General features: G+C 66.8%; 16 protein-coding genes. 11 read left to right on the top strand and 5 right to left on the bottom strand.

The window, feature by feature from the left end:
• Window positions 1–56: 56 nt before the first annotated feature.
• From ACIQLF_RS02515 to ACIQLF_RS02480, 8 genes are read left to right on the top strand one after another with little or no spacing between them, the layout of a single operon-like run.
• Window positions 57–554: a MarR family winged helix-turn-helix transcriptional regulator gene (locus ACIQLF_RS02515; protein WP_400294016.1), complete on the top strand. Its 498-nt coding sequence runs from the start codon at window positions 57–59 to the stop codon at window positions 552–554.
• The gene (locus ACIQLF_RS02510) at window positions 551–1,642 is read left to right on the top strand and encodes a polyprenyl synthetase family protein (RefSeq protein ID WP_400294015.1); all 1,092 of its coding nucleotides are present in this window, start codon (window positions 551–553) and stop codon (window positions 1,640–1,642) included. Before ACIQLF_RS02515 ends, ACIQLF_RS02510 begins: the two co-directional genes overlap by 4 nt.
• 5 nt (window positions 1,643–1,647) lie before the next feature.
• A complete protein-coding gene (locus ACIQLF_RS02505; RefSeq protein WP_400294014.1) occupies window positions 1,648–2,526 on the top strand; it encodes a phytoene/squalene synthase family protein in 879 nt (292 codons plus the stop codon).
• On the top strand, window positions 2,523–4,148 hold the full coding sequence (gene crtI, locus ACIQLF_RS02500; RefSeq protein WP_400294013.1) for a phytoene desaturase family protein: 1,626 nt from the start codon (window positions 2,523–2,525) through the stop codon (window positions 4,146–4,148). Before ACIQLF_RS02505 ends, crtI begins: the two co-directional genes overlap by 4 nt.
• The gene (locus tag ACIQLF_RS02495) at window positions 4,145–4,483 is read left to right on the top strand and encodes a lycopene cyclase domain-containing protein (protein WP_400294012.1); all 339 of its coding nucleotides are present in this window, start codon (window positions 4,145–4,147) and stop codon (window positions 4,481–4,483) included. The genes crtI and ACIQLF_RS02495 overlap by 4 nt, the downstream gene beginning before the upstream one ends.
• The gene (locus tag ACIQLF_RS02490) at window positions 4,480–4,806 is read left to right on the top strand and encodes a lycopene cyclase domain-containing protein (protein ID WP_400294011.1); all 327 of its coding nucleotides are present in this window, start codon (window positions 4,480–4,482) and stop codon (window positions 4,804–4,806) included. The genes ACIQLF_RS02495 and ACIQLF_RS02490 overlap by 4 nt, the downstream gene beginning before the upstream one ends.
• Window positions 4,803–5,660: a prenyltransferase gene (locus tag ACIQLF_RS02485; protein ID WP_400294010.1), complete on the top strand. Its 858-nt coding sequence runs from the start codon at window positions 4,803–4,805 to the stop codon at window positions 5,658–5,660. Before ACIQLF_RS02490 ends, ACIQLF_RS02485 begins: the two co-directional genes overlap by 4 nt.
• A 39-nt stretch (window positions 5,661–5,699) precedes the next feature.
• Window positions 5,700–7,097 (top strand): cryptochrome/photolyase family protein, encoded by a 1,398-nt coding sequence (locus ACIQLF_RS02480; protein ID WP_400294009.1) that lies wholly within the window; start codon window positions 5,700–5,702, stop codon window positions 7,095–7,097.
• A gap of 47 nt (window positions 7,098–7,144) precedes the next feature.
• Here the strand turns inward: ACIQLF_RS02480 and ACIQLF_RS02475 are convergent, their stop codons facing one another.
• Window positions 7,145–8,125, bottom strand: coding sequence for a carbon-nitrogen hydrolase family protein (locus ACIQLF_RS02475; protein ID WP_400294008.1), 981 nt, complete (start codon window positions 8,123–8,125; stop codon window positions 7,145–7,147).
• A 2-nt stretch (window positions 8,126–8,127) separates the two neighbouring features.
• Window positions 8,128–9,657 (bottom strand): APC family permease, encoded by a 1,530-nt coding sequence (locus tag ACIQLF_RS02470; RefSeq protein WP_400294007.1) that lies wholly within the window; start codon window positions 9,655–9,657, stop codon window positions 8,128–8,130.
• Window positions 9,658–9,771: 114 nt separating this feature from the next.
• Between ACIQLF_RS02470 and ACIQLF_RS02465 the strand changes: the two genes are divergently transcribed.
• Window positions 9,772–10,446, top strand: a complete 675-nt coding sequence (locus ACIQLF_RS02465; RefSeq protein ID WP_400294006.1) for a TetR/AcrR family transcriptional regulator — start codon at window positions 9,772–9,774, stop codon at window positions 10,444–10,446.
• Window positions 10,447–10,746: 300 nt separating this feature from the next.
• Here the strand turns inward: ACIQLF_RS02465 and ACIQLF_RS02460 are convergent, their stop codons facing one another.
• Window positions 10,747–12,621: an alkyl/aryl-sulfatase gene (locus ACIQLF_RS02460; protein WP_400294005.1), complete on the bottom strand. Its 1,875-nt coding sequence runs from the start codon at window positions 12,619–12,621 to the stop codon at window positions 10,747–10,749.
• A gap of 156 nt (window positions 12,622–12,777) precedes the next feature.
• Between ACIQLF_RS02460 and ACIQLF_RS02455 the strand changes: the two genes are divergently transcribed.
• A complete protein-coding gene (locus ACIQLF_RS02455; RefSeq protein WP_400294004.1) occupies window positions 12,778–14,322 on the top strand; it encodes an FAD-dependent monooxygenase in 1,545 nt (514 codons plus the stop codon).
• A gap of 57 nt (window positions 14,323–14,379) precedes the next feature.
• On the opposite strand, the gene ACIQLF_RS02450 is transcribed toward ACIQLF_RS02455, so the two are convergent.
• Entirely contained in the window at window positions 14,380–15,168 is a 789-nt protein-coding gene (locus ACIQLF_RS02450) for an IclR family transcriptional regulator (RefSeq protein WP_400294003.1), read from the bottom strand.
• A gap of 180 nt (window positions 15,169–15,348) precedes the next feature.
• Between ACIQLF_RS02450 and ACIQLF_RS02445 the strand changes: the two genes are divergently transcribed.
• The gene (locus ACIQLF_RS02445) at window positions 15,349–16,518 is read left to right on the top strand and encodes an acetyl-CoA C-acyltransferase (RefSeq protein WP_400294002.1); all 1,170 of its coding nucleotides are present in this window, start codon (window positions 15,349–15,351) and stop codon (window positions 16,516–16,518) included.
• A 304-nt stretch (window positions 16,519–16,822) separates the two neighbouring features.
• On the opposite strand, the gene ACIQLF_RS02440 is transcribed toward ACIQLF_RS02445, so the two are convergent.
• Window positions 16,823–17,701: a 3-hydroxyacyl-CoA dehydrogenase family protein gene (locus tag ACIQLF_RS02440; protein ID WP_400294001.1), complete on the bottom strand. Its 879-nt coding sequence runs from the start codon at window positions 17,699–17,701 to the stop codon at window positions 16,823–16,825.
• Window positions 17,702–17,713: the final 12 nt, after the last annotated feature.

Below are 17,713 nucleotides of genomic sequence, written 5' to 3'. Positions count from 1 at the left end.
CTTGTTAATCCATGATGTATCTAGATAGGCTAGCAATCAACCCTTCGAGGTAAAAGATGGTTCAAGGTTTCCCGGACGACAGCCCCGAACTGCACACCGCCTCGCGCTTGCTGCACGAGGTATTGGTGCTCAACGACGCCCTCGAACACTCGATGTGCCGCCACCTGAACATCAACGAAACGGACTTCCAGGCTCTCCAGCACCTGATTCGCTTTCGGTCCATGACCCCCGGCGAGCTGGCCACGCGGCTGCACATTTCCACGGCCGCCACCACCGCCGTCATCGACAGGATGAGCGAACGCGGCCACGTCCTGCGCGCACCGCACCCCACCGACCGCCGCAGCTTCCTCATCTCCCCCAGCCCCGCGGCAATCACCCAAACACTCACAGCACTGCGCCCGCTCTTCAACGATGCCGAACGCGTCGTCCAGGCCCTGGCACCCGAGGAACAACAGGCAGTCGTGCGCTACCTCGACGCCATGCTCGAGGCCATGAATACCCAGATCGACACCATGGAAACCCCCACCACCAAGAATCGGAGCGGACGATCATGAGCCTGCCAACCCATAGCGCCGCGCGGACCCGCGGCGGAACGACGATCGACCGCATCCCGTCCCTGGAACGCTCGGTTCGCCGCGAGCTGGACTCGGTCATCGGCGAGTACCAGCGGGCCGCAGCCGGGTACTCCCCTGCGACGGCGGTCCTCTGGGACCGCATCGGCGCGGCCCTTGGGGGCGGAAAGCTCACCAGGCCGCGCCTGGTCATGCTGGGCCACGAGGCTTTCGGCGGCAGGGACACCCGACGAGCCATCACGCTTGGCTGCGCCTTCGAGCTGCTCCACGGCTCGCTGCTGATGCACGACGACGTGATCGACAGGGACTTCATGCGCCGCGGACGGCCCACCCTCTCCGCTCACTACCGCGACGAGGCGCTCGCCTCGGGCAAATCCCCGGCCGACGCCGAGCACGCCGGCCACGCGGCGGCCATCATCGCCGGAGACCTGCTGCTGGCCGCATCCATCAAGCTGGCCCTCAAGGCGGCCGAATCCCTGCCCGCGGCAGCAGCCATCGAAAATTCCTTCCACCAGGGCATCCACAATGCGGGCGCCGGCGAGCTGGAGGACCTGCTTTTTTCCCTCGCGGGTTCCCCGGCCAAGGTCCAGGAGGTGCTGCGCATGGAGGAACTGAAAACCGCCGCCTACTCCTTCCAGGTGCCGCTGCAGGCCGGGGCGCTGCTCGCCGGAGCCGACGCCGAGGAGGCCGCGGCGCTCGGGGACATCGGCAGCCAGCTGGGGGTGGCCTACCAACTCATCGACGACGTGCTGGGGACTTTTGGTGACCCGGAAGTCACGGGGAAATCCATCGAATCGGACCTGCGCGAGGGCAAGAGCACCATCCTCACGGCGATGGCCTCCACAACGCCTGCGTTCGCGGCGAACCTGCGACTCTTCCGCGAACACCGGACGGACGTTGCGACGCTGCGCGAAAGCCTGCAGCGCACCGGCGCCGAATCCTTTGCCCGGCAGCTTGCCGAGGAGCTCTGCCACGGCGCGACCCAATCGGCCCACCAGCTCCGGCTGCCGGCGCACGTGAGCTCCGCACTGGAGGATTTCGCCTCGCTCATCCTGCACAGGGGGGCCTAGCTCCCATGGAACACACGGCATTGGAGCGCTACACGGAGGCCGCAAGCAGCAGCGCCCGGGTGGTCATCACGCAATACTCGACGTCCTTCTCGCTGGCCTGCCGGATGCTCGACCGCACCTCCCGCAGGCACATCTCAAACATCTACGCACTCGTGCGCCTGGCCGACGAGGTGGTGGACGGGGTGGCCCGCGAGGCGGGGTTGGAGCCGCAGGCAGTCGCCGAGGCGCTGGCCCGGCTCGAGGCCGAGACCGAGGCGGCGCTGCTTACGGGCTACAGCACCAACCTGATAGTCCACGCCTTCGCCTGCACCGCCCGCAGCGTTGGTCTCGACACCGAACTGACCCGGCCGTTCTTCGCCTCCATGCGCGCCGACCTGTCCATCACCACCCATGACGCTGCCACGCTGGACCAATACATCTACGGTTCGGCCGAGGTCGTGGGCCTCATGTGCCTGCGGGTGTTCCGCTCCATGCCGCAGGCCCCTGCCGGGCACGAAGCGGAACTCGAAACCGCCGCCAGGCACCTGGGTGCCGCCTTCCAAAAGGTCAACTTCCTGCGCGACCTCGCCGCGGACACCGGCGAGCTGGGCCGCAGCTACTTCCCCGGCCTGGACCCCGCCGCATTTTCCGACACCCACAAGGATGCGCTGGTCGCCGAAATCCGTGCGGACCTTGCCGCCGCGGCGCTCGGCATCCCGCACCTGGCACCTCGCGCGGCCCAGGCCGTGCGCATGGCCCACGGGCTTTTCGGTGCGCTGGTGCGGGAGCTGGACCGCACCAGCGCGGCGCAGCTGATGCTCCGACGCATCTCCGTTCCCGCGCGGCGCAAGGCCATGATCGCGCTGCGCTCGACGATCGGCACCCGCAGGAAGGCGGCAGCATGAAACACCAATCCCCCGAACGCGTGGTGGTCATCGGCGGCGGGTTCTCCGGCCTGGCCACCGCCGGCCTGCTGGCTGCCTCCGGGCACCGGGTCACGCTGCTGGAAAAACAGGACACCCTGGGCGGACGTGCCGGCCGGCTGAACCGCGACGGGTTCAGCTTCGACACGGGCCCGTCCTGGTACCTCATGCCGGAGGTCATCGAGCACTGGTTCGAACTCATGGGCACCTCCACCTCGGCGGAACTCGACCTGGTGGACCTGGATGTCGGGTACCGCACCTGGTTCGAGGGGCACGCCGATCCGCTGGACATGCCCACCGGGCCGGGCGCCGTGGCGGCCTTCGAATCAGTTCAACCCGGCGCGGGGGCCGCACTGGAAAAGTACCTGGCCGACGCCGAAACCAGCTACGGGCTGGCACTGGAACACTTCCTGTACGACGGCTTCTCCTCGCCACGCTCGCTGCTCAATCCCCGGCTGCCGGCCTTGTTGCCCCGGCTGGCACCGCTGCTGGCCCGCTCGCTGGATTCGTTCGTCGCCCAACGGTTCAGCGATCCCCGCCTGCGCCAGATCCTGGGCTACCCGGCTGTCTTCCTGGGCAGCAGCCCCAAACGCACCCCGGCCCTCTACCACCTGATGAGCCACCTGGACCTGAACCAGGGCGTCAAGTATCCGCTCGGCGGATTCGCCAGGCTGGTCGATGCCATGGCCGGGCTGTGTACCAAGGCCGGGGTCCGGATCGTCACCGGCGCCACGGCGGAGGGCATCGACACCGTGCAAACCGGCCGGCACACCCGCGTGGATTCGGTGCGCTGGAGTGACGCCCGCGGAGAGGCCCACCGAACCGATGCCGGCGTGGTGGTCGGCGCCGCCGACCTGCACCACATTGAAACGCGGCTGCTGCCCCCGAAGCTGCGTTCCTCCTCCAAGGCGTCCTGGAAGCGCCGCGATCCGGGTCCCAGCGCCGTGCTGGTCTGCCTGGGCATCCGCGGCAAGCTGCCGAAACTGCTCCACCACAACTTGCTCTTCACCCAAGACTGGAACGAGAACTTCGGCCGCATTCGCCGCGGGGAACCGCTGGAAACGGAGACCAGCATCTACGTCTGCATGCCCAGCGCCACGGATCCGGGTGTCGCCCCGGCCGGGCACGAAAACCTCTTCATCCTCATTCCCGCCCCGGCGCTGCCCGAATGGGGTTGCGGCGGTGCCGATGGAAACGGCAGCGAACAGGTGGAGGCCGTCGCCGATGCGGCGCTCGCCCAGCTGGCGGCCTGGGCAGGCATCCCGGACCTGGCCGAACGCGTCGTGGTGCGGCAAAGCTACGGCCCCGGGGACTTCGTGTACAACGTCAACGCGTGGCGCGGAGGTGCCTTGGGACTGGCCCACACGCTGGGACAGAGCGCGTTCTTCAGGCCCGCCAACCGGAGCGCCAAGGTGGAGGGCCTCCACTATGCGGGAAGCTCGGTGCGCCCCGGTATCGGTGTTCCCATGTGCCTGATCAGCGCCGAAATCATCGCCAAGGCAGTCAACGGGATCAATGATTCCGGCCCCTTCTCCATGGACGGGCACAACCTCGATGCACGCGAACCGGAAGGCAATGTGCCGGAAGAGCGGATGGCCACGTGACGTACCTATTGATGTTGCTCGGGCTCATCGGGTGCATGGCGCTGCTCGATGCCAGGTACAGGCTTTTCGTCTTCGCCCGGCCGCTCCCTGCCCTCGCATCCCTGGCGCTGGGAACCTGCATCTTCCTGCTCTGGGACGTGATCGCGATCGAGAAGGGAATCTTCCTGCACCGCGAGTCGCCGCTCATGACCGGGGTGATGCTCGGCGAGCAGCTGCCGCTGGAGGAACTCTTCTTCCTGCTGTTTCTCTGCTACCAGACCATGGTGCTCCTCAACGGGGCGCTGGCCTGGCGTGCGCATCGGGCCAAGGCGCGGGCGGGGGTCGAGGCACCATGAGCTTTGCGCTTCTCTCCGGATGGTTCCTGCTCGGTTCGCTGGCGCTTTTCCTGGTGGCCCTGCGGCTGCGCCGGATCCCGTTTGGCGCCGTTGCACCGGCCCTCGGTGGCGCCGCTGCCGTCATGCTGGTGCTGACCGCCATCTTCGACAACGTCATGATCGCCTCCGGGCTTTTTGGCTACGGGGACCAGACGCTGCTGGGGATCCGCGTGGGGCTGGCCCCGATCGAGGACTTCAGCTATCCGCTCGCGGCAGTGCTCTTCATGCCCGCGCTGTGGTGGCTTGGCGGCGGCACCGCCCCGGCAGGGAAGGACCGCCCATGATCCGCGAACTGTTCATGACCAGCCGGCCGGTTTCCTGGGTGAACACCGCCTACCCCTTTGCCGCCGCCTACCTGCTGACGGCGGGGCGGATCGACTGGATCTGGGTGGTCGGGACGTTCTTCTTCCTGGTCCCCTACAACCTGGCCATGTACGGCGTGAACGACGTGTTCGACCACGAATCCGACCTGCTCAATCCGCGCAAGGGCGGCGCCGAGGGCGCCGTGCTGGAACGCACCCGGCACCGCGGCATCCTGGTTGCATGCGCCGTCGCGACCACGCCGTTCCTGTTGGTGCTGGGCGTTGCCGGTTCCTGGCCGGCGAACCTGGTGCTGCTGGTGTCGATGTTTGCACTGCTGGCCTACAGCGCCCCCGGGCTGCGCTTCAAGGAGCGCCCCTTCCTGGATTCGCTGACGTCCAGCACGCACTTCGTGTCCCCGGCGGTCTACGGCTTGGTGCTTGCCGGCGCCCACTTCAATGGTCCGTTGCTGGCATTGCTTGTCGCGTTTTTCCTCTGGGGCATGGCCTCGCACGCCTTCGGTGCCGTGCAGGACATTGTTCCCGACCGTGCCGCTTCCCTGGGTTCCATCGGCACGGTGCTCGGGGCCAAGTGGACGGTTCGGGGCGCCGCCCTGGCCTACCTGGCGTCCGGGCTGCTGTTGCTGTTCACCACCTGGCCCGGTCCGCTGGCCGGGTTGTTGGCCCTGCCGTACCTGGTCAATGTTCTGCCTTTTGCCAACCTCGCGGATGCGGAGTCTGAGCGCGCCCATGCCGGCTGGGTCAGGTTCCTCTGGTTGAACTACGTCACCGGGTTCTTCGTCACCATGGCGCTGATTTGGTATGCGCTGGAACGCTGAACCTGACTGCCCCAAGCAAAATTCACGAAAGGTGGAGAAGTGAGTCCGAGCACCACAAACCTGGTGTGGTTCCGCGACGACCTGCGGGTGGCCGACAACCCGGCCTTGGATGCTGCCATGGCGGCCGGGCCGACCATTGCCGTGTACATTTTCGACGAGCAGTCGCCGGGCATCCGCCCGCTTGGCGGCGCGGCCCGCTGGTGGCTGCACCACGCGCTGGAGGGCCTTCGGTCGAACCTGGAAAGGCTCGGGGTTCCGTTGGTCCTGCGCCGAGGTGCGGCGCAGGAAATCCTGCCCGAAGTGCTGTCGGCGAGCGGCACTCAATCCGCCTACTGGACCCGCCGCTACGGCGGCCCCGAGCGGGCGGTGGACACCGGTGTCAAGGAGCTCGTGCGCGCCTCGGGCGGCACGGCACTGAGCTTTTCGGGCACGCTGCTGCAGGAGCCGTGGGTTCCACTGACCCAGGACGGCAACCCGTTCAAGGTCTTCACGCCGTTTTTCAATGCGCTGCTGCGGTTGCCGCTGCGCCCCGCGCTGGGCGAGCCACCGCCGCAAGAACCAACCGGACTCCCCTCGGTGCCGAGCGACAAGTTGGCCGACTGGGAGTTGCTGCCCACGGCTCCCGACTGGTCACACGGACTTGCAGCGGCGTGGGAACCCGGCGAGCCAGCCGCCCGCGAGCGGCTGGAGCTGGTGCTTGCGGACATTGCCGCCGACTACGGCGACACCCGCGACCGTCCGGACACGGACGGCACCTCCCGGCTTTCGCCCGCCCTGCGCTGGGGCCACCTGAGCCCTGTCCAGGTGTGGGAATCCCTCAGCGCGCTGGTCCAGGGTCATCCAGCGGCCGCCGACGGTGCGCGTGCCATGATGCGCCAGCTGGCCTGGCGCGACTTCTGCTGGAACCTGCTCTACCACCAGCCGGGGATGGCCGAGCAAAACCTGCGCCCAGAGTTCGACGCGTTCGAATGGGCCTGGCCATCCGGCGGTGTCCCTCGTGGCCCCGAAGAGGCGCAGGCCAACGAAGAGTTCGAAGCCTGGTGCCGCGGCGAGACGGGGTTCGGGCTGGTCGATGCCGGCATGAAACAGCTCTGGGAGACCGGGTGGATGCACAACCGGGTGCGCATGGTCACCGCGAGCCTGTTGGTGAAGAACCTCGGCATCCACTGGCGGGTCGGCGAGCAATGGTTCTGGGACACGCTCGTCGACGCGGACGCCGCAGCCAACCCCGCCAATTGGCAGTGGGTCGCCGGCTGCGGCGCCGATGCCTCCCCCTACTTCAGGGTCTTCAACCCGGAGCTGCAGGCCAGGAAGTTCGATCCACGGGGATCCTACGTTGCCCGCTTTGCGCCGGTGGCGGCCTCCGAGCCGATCGTGGACCTGAAGGAATCGCGCGCGCGGGCGCTGGATGCCTACGCCCGGATGAAGGAACGCTAAGGCAGTGCGTCGGCGGCATGCGCGTCGGCGCGCATGCCGCCGACGGTCTACCCATGCACCCGAACGGCCGCCTCCTCGTCCGAGTGCGAAACCCGGTCCGCCGGATCGGCGTCGAAACGAGGATCCTGTTCTTCGGCCGCCGGCTCTTCGAGCGTGTCCGCCGTTCCGCCGCGGAACACCGGAGGGAGCATCCGGGCGCCTCCGTACATCGGGAAAGCGAGGCCGTTGCACTTGCTTTCCAGCTCGTCCCACGGCCGGTTGATGCCGTGGGTTCCGTACTTGCGGACGATGGCAACCCTTTCGATGTCGAGAACCCCGAACAGGGTCTCCTCACCGGCGCCGGCTCGCTGCATGACGGTGCCTTCGGGATCCACCAGCACGCTGTCGCCGACGCCCGCCGGGTCGGATGCGTTGAGGTTGACGACAAAGACCTGGTTGGCGAATGCGTTCGCCCTGGCCATGACAAGTTCCATTTCCCTGTCGCGGGTGGTGGTGAGGGTGGGCTGGATGATCACGTCCGCACCGAGCCATGCGAGCTGCCGGGCCACCTCGGGAAAACTGCCGTCGTAGCAGATCGCCAGGCCGATGCGCGCGACGCCCGGGATGTCGAAGGTCGTGAACTCGCTGCCGGGCTCGAGGGTCTCATACGGGCGCCAAGGGAAGATCTTGCGGTACTTGGCCACGATTTCGCCGTCGGGGTTGATAGCGATGGCGGTGTTGTAGAGGTGCTTCCCCGAGCGTTCGACCAGCGAACCGGGGACGAGCCAGATCTTGAGCTCGCGTGCCAAGCGGGAAAGCCGGTCGGTGAGCGGACCCGGCACCGTGGTTGCCGCGCGTTCATCGAAGTCGGGGTCCGGTTCAAGCATCGCTTTCGGGGCGGCAAGAAGCAGTTCGGGAACAACCACCAGGTCCAGGTGCGGACGCATCGCGACAACGGTGCGCACCTGCGACTCGAACCGTTCGAAAGTGGCGTCGAGGTCCCCCGGCACGGGGCTGGTCTGGATGGCGGCGATGTTAAGGACGGGCATGGTCAGTTGCTCTTTTCTTCGGTGGGGTCCATGACATGGAAGTCGGTGCTGTTTGCATTGCCCACGGGAATCGTGGAGCGATTGAAAAATTCGGGCCAGAGCGGTCGGACCGCAAGGGTGACGACAAGGCCAAGGGCCAGCGCCCCGATGCCGATCCAAAAGACGGCTCCGATGCCGAGCCAGGACACGTCGGCATATTCGGGGCGGGCCATGTCGATGGCGCTGACGACGAACGCGATGGCCATCATCAATGCCCCGAGTCCCGGCAGGATGCCGGCCAGCATCAGGGTTTTCGGGTCCCGCATCCGCGGTGCGAAGAAGACGATGGCCGCGATCGCCGTGACGGCGTAGTAAACGGCCACCATCAAGCCGATTGAAAGGATGGCAAGACCGACGAAGTCCCGGGAGATGAGGGAAAGCACGATGATGGTGGCGATGCTCAGCCCCGCCCACCAGATCGTCGCGGTCCTCGGCGTGCGGCTCTTGGGGTCCACGGTGCCGATGGCGTTCGGAAGTGCCCTGTAGGTTGCCATGCTCAGCCAGGAACGCGGGCTGGCGACGGCCACAGTAAAGAGTGCGGACAGGGCGGACATGCCGATCGCCAGCGTGATGATGCGGCCAAAGAACTCGCCCGTCGCCAGGGGGCCGATCACCGAGAGAACATCGCCGATCGCGTCGTCCGAGGTGAGCAGGTCGACGCCGCCGAATCCGAGTGCGGCAACGGAGGCCATGACGTAGAGAACCAACAGGATCACCGTCGAAACGATGGCTGCGCGGCCCGGGGTGCGGGAACGGTGGGTGGTTTCCTCGTTGACGGAAATCAACGAGTCCCATCCCCAGTAGATGAACAGCGCAAGAATGACCCCGGCGACAAGGCCCGAAGGGTCCGTGGAAAACGGGTTGAACCAGTCCAGGCTCACCGGCTCGGCGCTTGCCGGTGCGGTGCCGCGGCCGATCGCCAGGAAGGCGCCGGCGCAGAACCCTCCGATCGCCACGATCTGCAGGCCGATGAGGGCGTACTGGACCCAGGCGGCAAGCTCGATCCCGCGGATCGCAACCACCGCGCTGGCCGCAATAAGCGCGATCGCAAGGGGAATCGTGACTGCGGGGTTTTCCGCGAGCGCTTCGAGCCCGACGGAGTCCAGAAGGTACACCGTAGCCACCTGTGCCAGGGCCGCGGTCGCGATGAACGTGGCCACCTGGGGAACCCACCCGCCGAAGAACCAGCCCGCAATCGGGCCGAGCACGCGGGAAATCCAGACGAACACGCCGCCGCAGTCGGGCATCACGCGGTTGAGGTCACGGAAGGCGAACGCGGTGAACAGGATCGGAAGAAATCCCACCAAGAATGCGGCCGGGGCGTGGACGCCCACGGAGTCAGCGACAAATCCAAGGGTCACTGCGAGGCTGTAGGCGGGCGCGACCGCGGCAAGGCCGACTGCCACGATCCGCACCATCCCGATGGCATCGCGGCGGAGGCCTTTGTCGGCCGGGTACATCACCGAGGCCATCGGCGGGGCGGGCTCTTTCATGGCGGATCTCTCCTTCGGGTTTTTATCTGAATGTGATTCAGATTACTGAACGCCATTCAAACAACACCTGCGGCGTCTGTCAAGGTCTGCGCGTTTTTAAGGCAGAATGGCAGGATGGGACGCCCCAATCGACAGACAGAACGCCGCGCCGAGATCCTCGCCGCGGCCAAGAGCGTTGCGGTGCGCGACGGCGCCGCCGGCACAACACTGCGGGCGATCGCCACGCAGGCGGGGATGGAACCGCCGGCCGTGCTATACTACTTCGGCGGGCTGACCGAGATCTTCCGCGAACTCGTCTTTGCGTCGTCGGACGCCTTTATCGAGCGCATCGAGGCAGCCGTCGACCGTGCCGAAACCCCCGAGGCACGCTTGCGGGCGGCCATCATTGCCGGCACGACTGGCGGCCTGGACAGCAACGACTCCCGCATCCTGTACGAGTTCTGGCCCACCGGGCTGCGTGATTCCGGCATGAATGACGCCGACCGCGTCCTCGACCAGCGCGAAGTGGCCATCTACGGGCGCATCATCCGGGACGGGACCGCTTCAGGCGCATTCCGGCCGGTACTCGACGCCGACGCATTAGCGTGGACCCTGGTGGCCCTCGAGGACGGGCTCGTGATGGACATCCTCACCGGCGCCAAGGCTCCCCAGGAAGTCATCAGCCTGATCTGCAGCGTCGCCGAACACCTCGTCGGAGCCAAGCTCGAGCCCGAAGAGCCTGGCCAGATCCGTTCGGGACGGAACCACCAAGAAGAGACTGCCGCGGCCGGGAAAGCCCAGCGGCCCTAGCTTCCCAGAGCAACGCCACCAAAGATCTTTCGGGATGCTGAAAGTGCATGGTTGTGCACTCGAGTGCTTTCCACCGCCGCACCGGGTCGCCCGCTGGGGAACCGCGGGTTGATGCCAAGGGCAACATTTACCGCTACCGGGCCAGAGTCCCGCTGGAGGAAGCCCCGCGGGCCAAGGCCCCCAATGGCTCATGGCCCCCCTTCGCGCAGTTCCAATGCCTTTGCCAGTTATGCCACGGGTTAAATCCGTCAAACGATCAAACCCAAGTAGAGCAACGAAACGCTTCGCCAGCCGGTCCAGCTACGGCGTCACGATGCTGAAGTTGTCATCGCCCTTCTCCAGCACGCCCATCAGCTTCCCCAGCACGGATGCATCCCCGGTGACCTGGATCCCCGGACCGTCGGTGTCACCGCCCAGCAGCTGCAGCAGCCGCGCCTTGGACAGGCTGACGACCACCGAGGTGCCGGCGCCTGCCGGTTTTTCGACGTACACCAGGACGCCGTTGCGCAACGCCAGGCGATAGTTGGCGTCCAGGTCGGTGAAGGTCACGTCCAGTGCCAGGTCCAGGTCCCAGGCTTTGGGCCCGTTGACGGAGATGCACATGACGTCAAAAAGCTGCGCGGGAGTCAGCTGCGCGACGACGGCCGGGGATCCCGACGACGCCGGGGTTCCGAATTTCCCGTGGCGCAGCTCGGTGGCGCCGGAGAGAAAGAAATTGCGCCAGGTGCCGTTCTCGGAGCCGTAGGCCAGCTGCTCCAGGGTGTCGGCCTGAAGTTCGCGGGCGCCCTCGTGTCCTGGATCGGCGAACACCGCGTGGTCAAGCAGCGTTGCAGCCCAACGGAAGTCGCCCTCGCCAACGGCCGTCCGGGCCAGGGCCACAACGTTCTCGATTCCGCCCATGGCCGCCACGTAGCGGGTTGCGGCGGCGGTCGGCGGGTGCTGCCACAGGCGTGCGGGGTTGCCGTCAAACCAGCCCATGTAGCGCTGGTAGATGGCCTTGACGTTGTGGCTGACCGAACCGTAGTAGCCGCGGGCGTTCCAGGCGGACTCGAGCGCCGGCGGCAGCTGGATCATCTCTGCGATTTCGGCCCCGTTGTGGCCCTGGTTCAGCATCCGCAGGGTCTGGTCATGCAGGTAGGCGTAGAGGTCGCGCTGGGTGGCCATGAATCTCACGACACGTTCGGCACCCCACGTCGGCCAATGGTGGGAGGCAAATGCCACGTCGGTGCGCTTGCCAAAGGTTTCGATCGCTTCAGTGAGGTATCCGGACCAGACGCGCGGGTCGCGCACCAGCGCCCCGCGCAGCGTGAGCAGGTTGTGTTGCGTGTGGGTGGCGTTTTCCGCCAGGCACAGGGCGCGGAACCCGGGGAAGTAGAAATGCATTTCGGCTGGCGCCTCGCTGCCCGGCGCCATCTGGAATTCGATCTCGATGCCGTCGATGATGTGCGTTTCACCGGTGGCGGCGATCTCCAGGGTGGGGACGATCAGCCCGACCTCGCCGACCGAGGTGGTCTGGCCAAGTCCGCACCCGACGGACCCCTGCGGACCGCGTCCGAGGTTGGCCCCGTACATGTAGCCTGCCCGCCGGGACATTGCCGGACCGGTGTACACGTTCTCCGCCACCGCATGTTCAACGAAACCAGCGGGCGCAATGACTTGGATGCGCCCCGCATCGACATCCGTCTGGGAGGCGACGCCAAACACTCCGCCAAAGTGGTCGGCGTGGCTGTGGGTGTAGATGACCGCGACGACCGTGCGGTCCCCGCGGTGCCGCCGGTAAAGTCCCAGCGCCGCGGCTGCCGTCTCGGTGGAGATCAGCGGGTCGATCACGATGACGCCGCTCTCCCCCTCGACGAAGGTGATGTTGGACAGGTCCAGCCCGCGCACCTGGTAGATCCCCTCGACCACCTCGTACAGTCCCTGCCGGGTGGCCAGCAGGGATTGCCGCCACAGGCTTGGATTGACGGTTGGCGGGGCCTCGCCCGCGACAAATGCGTAGCTGTCGTTGTCCCACACCACCGTCCCGTCGGAGGCGGTCACTATCCCCGGTTCAAGGGCGCCGAGGAATCCCCGGTCGGCGTCTTCGAAATCGGTGGTGTCATCGAACGGCAGCGACGCCAGCAGAGCGGCATTCGCGTCGGCCACCGACTGGCTGGCAGGCTTCTGTGTACCCATGGCTGACCCCGACCTTCTAGATGGAATTGATTTCGACTCTAGCGTGCACTGTCACCGCAAAACAGGGGTCCGTGCGGCTGTCTTTCCGCCCGGTCGAGGACCCGAGCCGGCGGCCCGGTGGTGATTTGCACAGGATTCGGGCGTAGCGTGAGAAACATGGATTCCAAGCAACTGCAGACGGACGTGTTGGTCATCGGCGCAGGTCCCACGGGGCTTATGGCCGCGGCGTGGCTTCACAAGTTCGGGATCGACGCCCAGATCATCGACTCGAAGTCGGGACCGACCCGGGAGTCCCGTGCCTTGGCGCTCCAGGCACGCAGCATGGAGATCTACCGCCAGCTCGGACTCGTCGACGAGGTCCTGCGCCGGGCCATCCCCACCGGGGAACTGCGTCCCGGCATCGGGGCCCGCAGCTTCAAGAGCATCAAGCTCAACCGCCTGGGGTACTCGCAAACCCGGTACGCCGGCCTGACCATGCTGGAGCAGAGCGCCAACGAGGAAATCCTGACCGACTCGCTCAAGGCAGCCGGGCACGAGGTGCTGTGGAGCCACGGATTCGACTCGCTGCAGGAAACCGGCAAGCGCGTCGAGGTCCGGTGCACCGGACCCGAGGGACCGCTCACGATTTCCGCGCGCTACGTGATTGCCGCGGACGGTGCCTCGTCTCCCGTTCGGGAGGCCCTGGGCATCGCGTTCGAGGGCGAGACGGCGGACCAGGTGTTCTACGTGCTTGATGCCAACGGCGTGACGGGCATGGGTTCGGGCATCAATGTGCGCTTCGCGGAGGAAAACTTCATGCTCGGGTTCCCCATGGGCACCGATGCGCAGGGCGGGGAACGCCGCCGGCTCTTGGGCATCGTGAACGAGCCGGAAACCGCGGGGACCGATGTCATCGAGGTCGATGAGAAGCGGGCCCGCACAGCGCTGCGCCGGGAGTTCGGCGTCCTCTACACCGACGCCCAGTGGTTCTCCAGGTACCGGGTCCACCACCGCGTCGCCGAAACCTTTGCCCGCGGCCGGATCTTCCTGGCCGGGGATGCCGCGCACATCCATTCCCCCGTCGGCGCACAGGGCATGAACACCGGCCTCCAGGACGTCCACAACCTGGTGTGCAAGCTCAACGACGTGCTCTCCGGCGGGATGCCCGGGGATTACCTGCAACGCTACGAGGCCGAACGGCGGCCCGTGGCCCTTCGCCTGGTCAAGACCACCGACCGGGTTTTCAGCGCCGTCACCTCCACCTCGTGGCTCGCACGCACCCTGCGGATACGGATGCTTCCGGTCATCTGGCCGATGGCCATCAGGATGATCGGCCGCATCCCGGCAGGCCGCCGGTTCTTTGGCTACCTGTCCCAGATCCGCATCCACTACTGGATCACCGAACATGCCCGCGACCGGGCATCCCTGGCCCGCGGCTTTGCCAAGACCAGGCGGCGCGGGAAGGTCATGGGCAGGCGCCTGCCGTGGGTTCCCTTCCGGACCGGCGAGTACCCGGACAACTTCGAGGTGCTCAACGACGCCAGCTGGCAGGTCCACGGCTACGGAGGCAGCTCCTCGGCGCGGGCAAACGAGCTTGCCACGGAGCTCGGGGTTGGCTGCCATGTCTTCCCGGCGGCCGCCACGTACCTGCTGCCCGAGGGGTCGGTCGTCTTGGTGCGCCCGGACATGTTCGTGGCCCACTTCGAGCAAGTGCCCGAGTAGGCGGCCGGGAGCAACCGCGTGGCCCATCCACCGCTAACCGTGAATTTCCGGCCGGGGTCAGCGGGCGGGCAACGCCTGGTCGCTGCGCAATTTCTTGGACAGCTCGTGGGCGTGGTGCATCAGCAGGCGGCCCATCTCCGGGCGACGCTCGGGAGAAAAACGCGATTCAACGCCCGTCAGGCTCAGCGCCCAGGCCGGTTGGCCCGCCGCATCGAAGACCGCAGCGCCCATCCCCCAGCTCCCCTCCACGATCAGCGCGGGGTTCTCGGCCCAGCCGCGTTCCCGGGTTTCGGCTATGCGTCGGCGCAGGGATTCCCGTCCGTGGTCACTGCCGTATGCCGGCTCCAGGTCGTGGCTGTCCAGGAAGCGTTCGATGGCGCTCTCGGGCAGGAAGGAGAGGATGGCCAGTCCCGCTGAGGCCACCCCGAGCGGGAAACGCTTGCCCTCGTAGAGCACGAAGGAACGGATCGGGAACGCACCGTCCTCCCGCAGCAGGCACACGGTTTCTTCCCCTCGTCGCACGGAGAGAAATGCGCTTTCGCCCGTTGCCTCGGCGAGGGCCGTGACGTGGTCCCGGGCGATCCCGGTGATGTCATAGCGCTCGGCGGCCACCGTCCCCATCAGGTACATTTCCGGGCCCAGCATCCACAGGCCATCCTGGTGGTCGTGGTCGCAAAACCCCTCGGCAGCCATGGCCCCCAGCAGCCGGTGCACCGTGGGGCGCGCCAACCCCGTGCTTCTGGCCACCTCGGCCGTGGAGATGCCCCGCGGCATCGCGGTGCTCACAGCGCGCAGCACGGCTGCCATCCTGCCCACCATCTGGGCCCCGGGAAACGTGGAATTCATGTCCACATTATGGACGAACAAACTGGCTATCACCACCATTCGAGCAATTCATGTCGAATTGCTCCGATTCGTTGACCATCAATGCACCAAATCAGTACCGTCAAAAGTACGACACTATGCAATCCACATCATGGACGAGTATAGGAAAACCATGGCAACCAAAGTCTTTGAGGAATCAGCATGAGCGCATTGATCGCCGGGTATGCCCGCACCCCGTTTGCCCGCTTCAACGGGACGCTGTCCGCCGTGCCCGCCACCGTGCTGGGCGCCCACGCCGCGGCGGCCGCCCTCGAGCGTGCAGGCATCCCCGCGGAAGAAGTCCAGCGCGTCTTCGGCGGACAGGTGCTGCAGGCGGGAACCGGTCAAAACCCGGCACGCCAGTCGGCCGTCGGTGCGGGAATCGGCCTGAACGTCCCGGCGCTGACACTGAACGCCGTGTGCCTTTCGGGCACCGAGGCCGTGGTCGCCGGCGCACGCATGATCGACGCCGGGGAGGCGGACGTGGTGGTGGCCATCGGCCAGGAATCCATGTCGCTGGCACCCCACGTCCAGCGGGCACGCGCCGGGACCAAGTACGGTGCCATCGAATTGCTCGACACCCTCGAATTCGACGGGCTGACCGACGCCTTCGAGGCCCGCTCCATGGGCTCCTCAACGGAGGACGGCAACACGGCCATGGGCATCGGCCGGGCCGAGCAGGACGAGTTCTCCGCCCGCTCGCACCGGTTGGCCGCGGACGCCGCCGGATTCCATGCCGGGGAGATCGCGCCGTTCACGATCACCTCGCGCCGCGGCGACACCGTCGTCTCGGTCGATGACGGGATCCGTGCGGAGACCACCGTCGATTCCCTGGGCAAGCTGCGCCCGGCGTTCGACAAGGGCGGAACCATCACCGCCGGGAACGCCTCGCAGATCACCGACGGCGCTGCCGCGGTGGTGCTGGTCAGCAAGGCAGCGGCCGAGCGCCTGGGGCTCACGCCGCTGGCCGAGATCGTCTCCCACGCCTTCGTCTCCGGTCCGGACGTGCTGCTGCACGAACAGCCGGCCAATGCCATCCTCGCTGCACTGGAGGGCACCGGCATCGCGCCGGCGGACCTGTCGGCCGTGGAAATCAACGAGGCGTTCGCCGCCGTCGGCGTTCGCTCGACCGCGAAGCTCGGCATCGACCCGGACATCGTGAACACCAAGGGCGGTGCCATCGCATTGGGGCACCCGATCGGCGCCTCCGGGGCCCGGATCGTCGGCACCCTGGCACGCCAGCTCGCCGAGCTCGGCGCCGGCTCCCTGGGCGCCACCGGCATCTGCGGCGGCGGAGGGCAGGGCAGCGCCGTCATCCTGCGGGCGCTCTAGGAGATCGACGCACGGAACGGTACCTAAATTCCCAGCGACAGCGCACGTGGCTTGCACCGAACATGCACGCCACGTGCGCTGCCGTGTTGGTGGACTCCAAAAGTCGGGGGTTCACGCAATCCACGAACGGCAGCACTTCCAGGCCCCCTCGTCTCCGGGCGCCCCTCCCGCCAAACCAAAGTAGGGAATGTCATTGCAAGCGATGCTTGCAATGACATTCCCTACTGTTCTCACGCAGAAAGCCGCAGTGACTGTTCCCGACCAATGCGCAGTGTGTTGGTCGGAAGCGGTCAGTGAAGCCTGACTACTTGTAGTCGTAGAAACCCGAACCGGACTTGCGGCCCAGCCTGCCCTCGGCAACCATGGCCGCGATCCGCTGGTTCGGGGCGTCCTCGTCCGCGCCGGTTTCGGCGTATGTGGCCTGGGCAATGAAATCGATGACGTCCAGGCCCACCATGTCCATGAGCGCGAATGGGCCCATGGGGTGGCCCAGCGCGGTGCGCGCCGTGGTGTCGATGTCCTCGATGCTGGCGATGCCCGAGTCGGCCAGGAACAGGGCCTCACGCTGGATGGCGCCCATGAGGCGGTTGGCAATGAAGCCGGGAATTTCGCGGTTGATCAGCACCGGTTCCTTGCCCAGCCGGCGTGCCAGCTCCATGGTGGTGTCGACCGTTGCGTCGCTGGTGGTTTCGTGGCGGACCACCTCGACGCATTTCATGACCAGCGCGGGGTTGAAGAAGTGCATGTTGCAGACCCGGTCCGCGCGCCCCGTGGCCTCGGCGACCTTGGACGAACCGAGGGTGGAGGAGTTGGTGGCCAGGATGGCGTGCGCCGGGGCCACTTTCCCGAGGCGCTCGAAGATCTGGGTCTTGATGTCCAGGCGTTCGGTGGCGGCCTCGATGACGAAGTCCGCGTTCGCCGCGGAAGCGTCGAGGCCGGTGCTGTAGGTCAATGCACCCAACGCAGCCGATGCAGCTTCCTCGTCCAGCTTGCCCTTGGCCACGCGTCCGGCGGCCCAGCCCTCGAGCTCGGTGCGCGCAGCCGCCAGGCCGTCCTCGGAGATGTCCTGGATGGTGGTCGCGTAGCCGGCAAGGGCCGCTGTCATGGCGATCTGCCGTCCCATGGTCCCGGCGCCGATGACCAGGATGGCGGAAATGTTCTCGATGCCGGTGGCTGTACTCATTCTTGGTTTCCT

The sequence above is a fragment of the Paeniglutamicibacter sp. NPDC091659 genome (assembly GCF_044756805.1).
Classification (GTDB): Bacteria; Actinomycetota; Actinomycetes; order Actinomycetales; family Micrococcaceae; genus Paeniglutamicibacter.
Note: the sequence above shows the minus strand (reverse complement) of the source record. Positions and strands in the feature narration are given on the sequence as shown.

Excerpts from the sequence above, each read along its gene's own strand:
- ACIQLF_RS02450 (WP_400294003.1), bottom strand. The coding sequence starts at position 15,168 with ATGAATTCCACGTTTCCCGGGGCCCAGATGGTGGGCAGGATGGCAGCC.
- ACIQLF_RS02510 (WP_400294015.1), top strand. The coding sequence starts at position 551 with ATGAGCCTGCCAACCCATAGCGCCGCGCGGACCCGCGGCGGAACGACG.
- ACIQLF_RS02440 (WP_400294001.1), bottom strand. The coding sequence starts at position 17,701 with ATGAGTACAGCCACCGGCATCGAGAACATTTCCGCCATCCTGGTCATC.
- ACIQLF_RS02505 (WP_400294014.1), top strand. The coding sequence starts at position 1,648 with ATGGAACACACGGCATTGGAGCGCTACACGGAGGCCGCAAGCAGCAGC.
- ACIQLF_RS02475 (WP_400294008.1), bottom strand. The coding sequence starts at position 8,125 with ATGCCCGTCCTTAACATCGCCGCCATCCAGACCAGCCCCGTGCCGGGG.
- ACIQLF_RS02455 (WP_400294004.1), top strand. The coding sequence starts at position 12,778 with ATGGATTCCAAGCAACTGCAGACGGACGTGTTGGTCATCGGCGCAGGT.
- ACIQLF_RS02485 (WP_400294010.1), top strand. The coding sequence starts at position 4,803 with ATGATCCGCGAACTGTTCATGACCAGCCGGCCGGTTTCCTGGGTGAAC.
- ACIQLF_RS02445 (WP_400294002.1), top strand. The coding sequence starts at position 15,349 with ATGAGCGCATTGATCGCCGGGTATGCCCGCACCCCGTTTGCCCGCTTC.
- ACIQLF_RS02515 (WP_400294016.1), top strand. The coding sequence starts at position 57 with ATGGTTCAAGGTTTCCCGGACGACAGCCCCGAACTGCACACCGCCTCG.
- ACIQLF_RS02490 (WP_400294011.1), top strand. The coding sequence starts at position 4,480 with ATGAGCTTTGCGCTTCTCTCCGGATGGTTCCTGCTCGGTTCGCTGGCG.
- ACIQLF_RS02460 (WP_400294005.1), bottom strand. The coding sequence starts at position 12,621 with ATGGGTACACAGAAGCCTGCCAGCCAGTCGGTGGCCGACGCGAATGCC.
- ACIQLF_RS02465 (WP_400294006.1), top strand. The coding sequence starts at position 9,772 with ATGGGACGCCCCAATCGACAGACAGAACGCCGCGCCGAGATCCTCGCC.
- crtI (WP_400294013.1), top strand. The coding sequence starts at position 2,523 with ATGAAACACCAATCCCCCGAACGCGTGGTGGTCATCGGCGGCGGGTTC.
- ACIQLF_RS02470 (WP_400294007.1), bottom strand. The coding sequence starts at position 9,657 with ATGAAAGAGCCCGCCCCGCCGATGGCCTCGGTGATGTACCCGGCCGAC.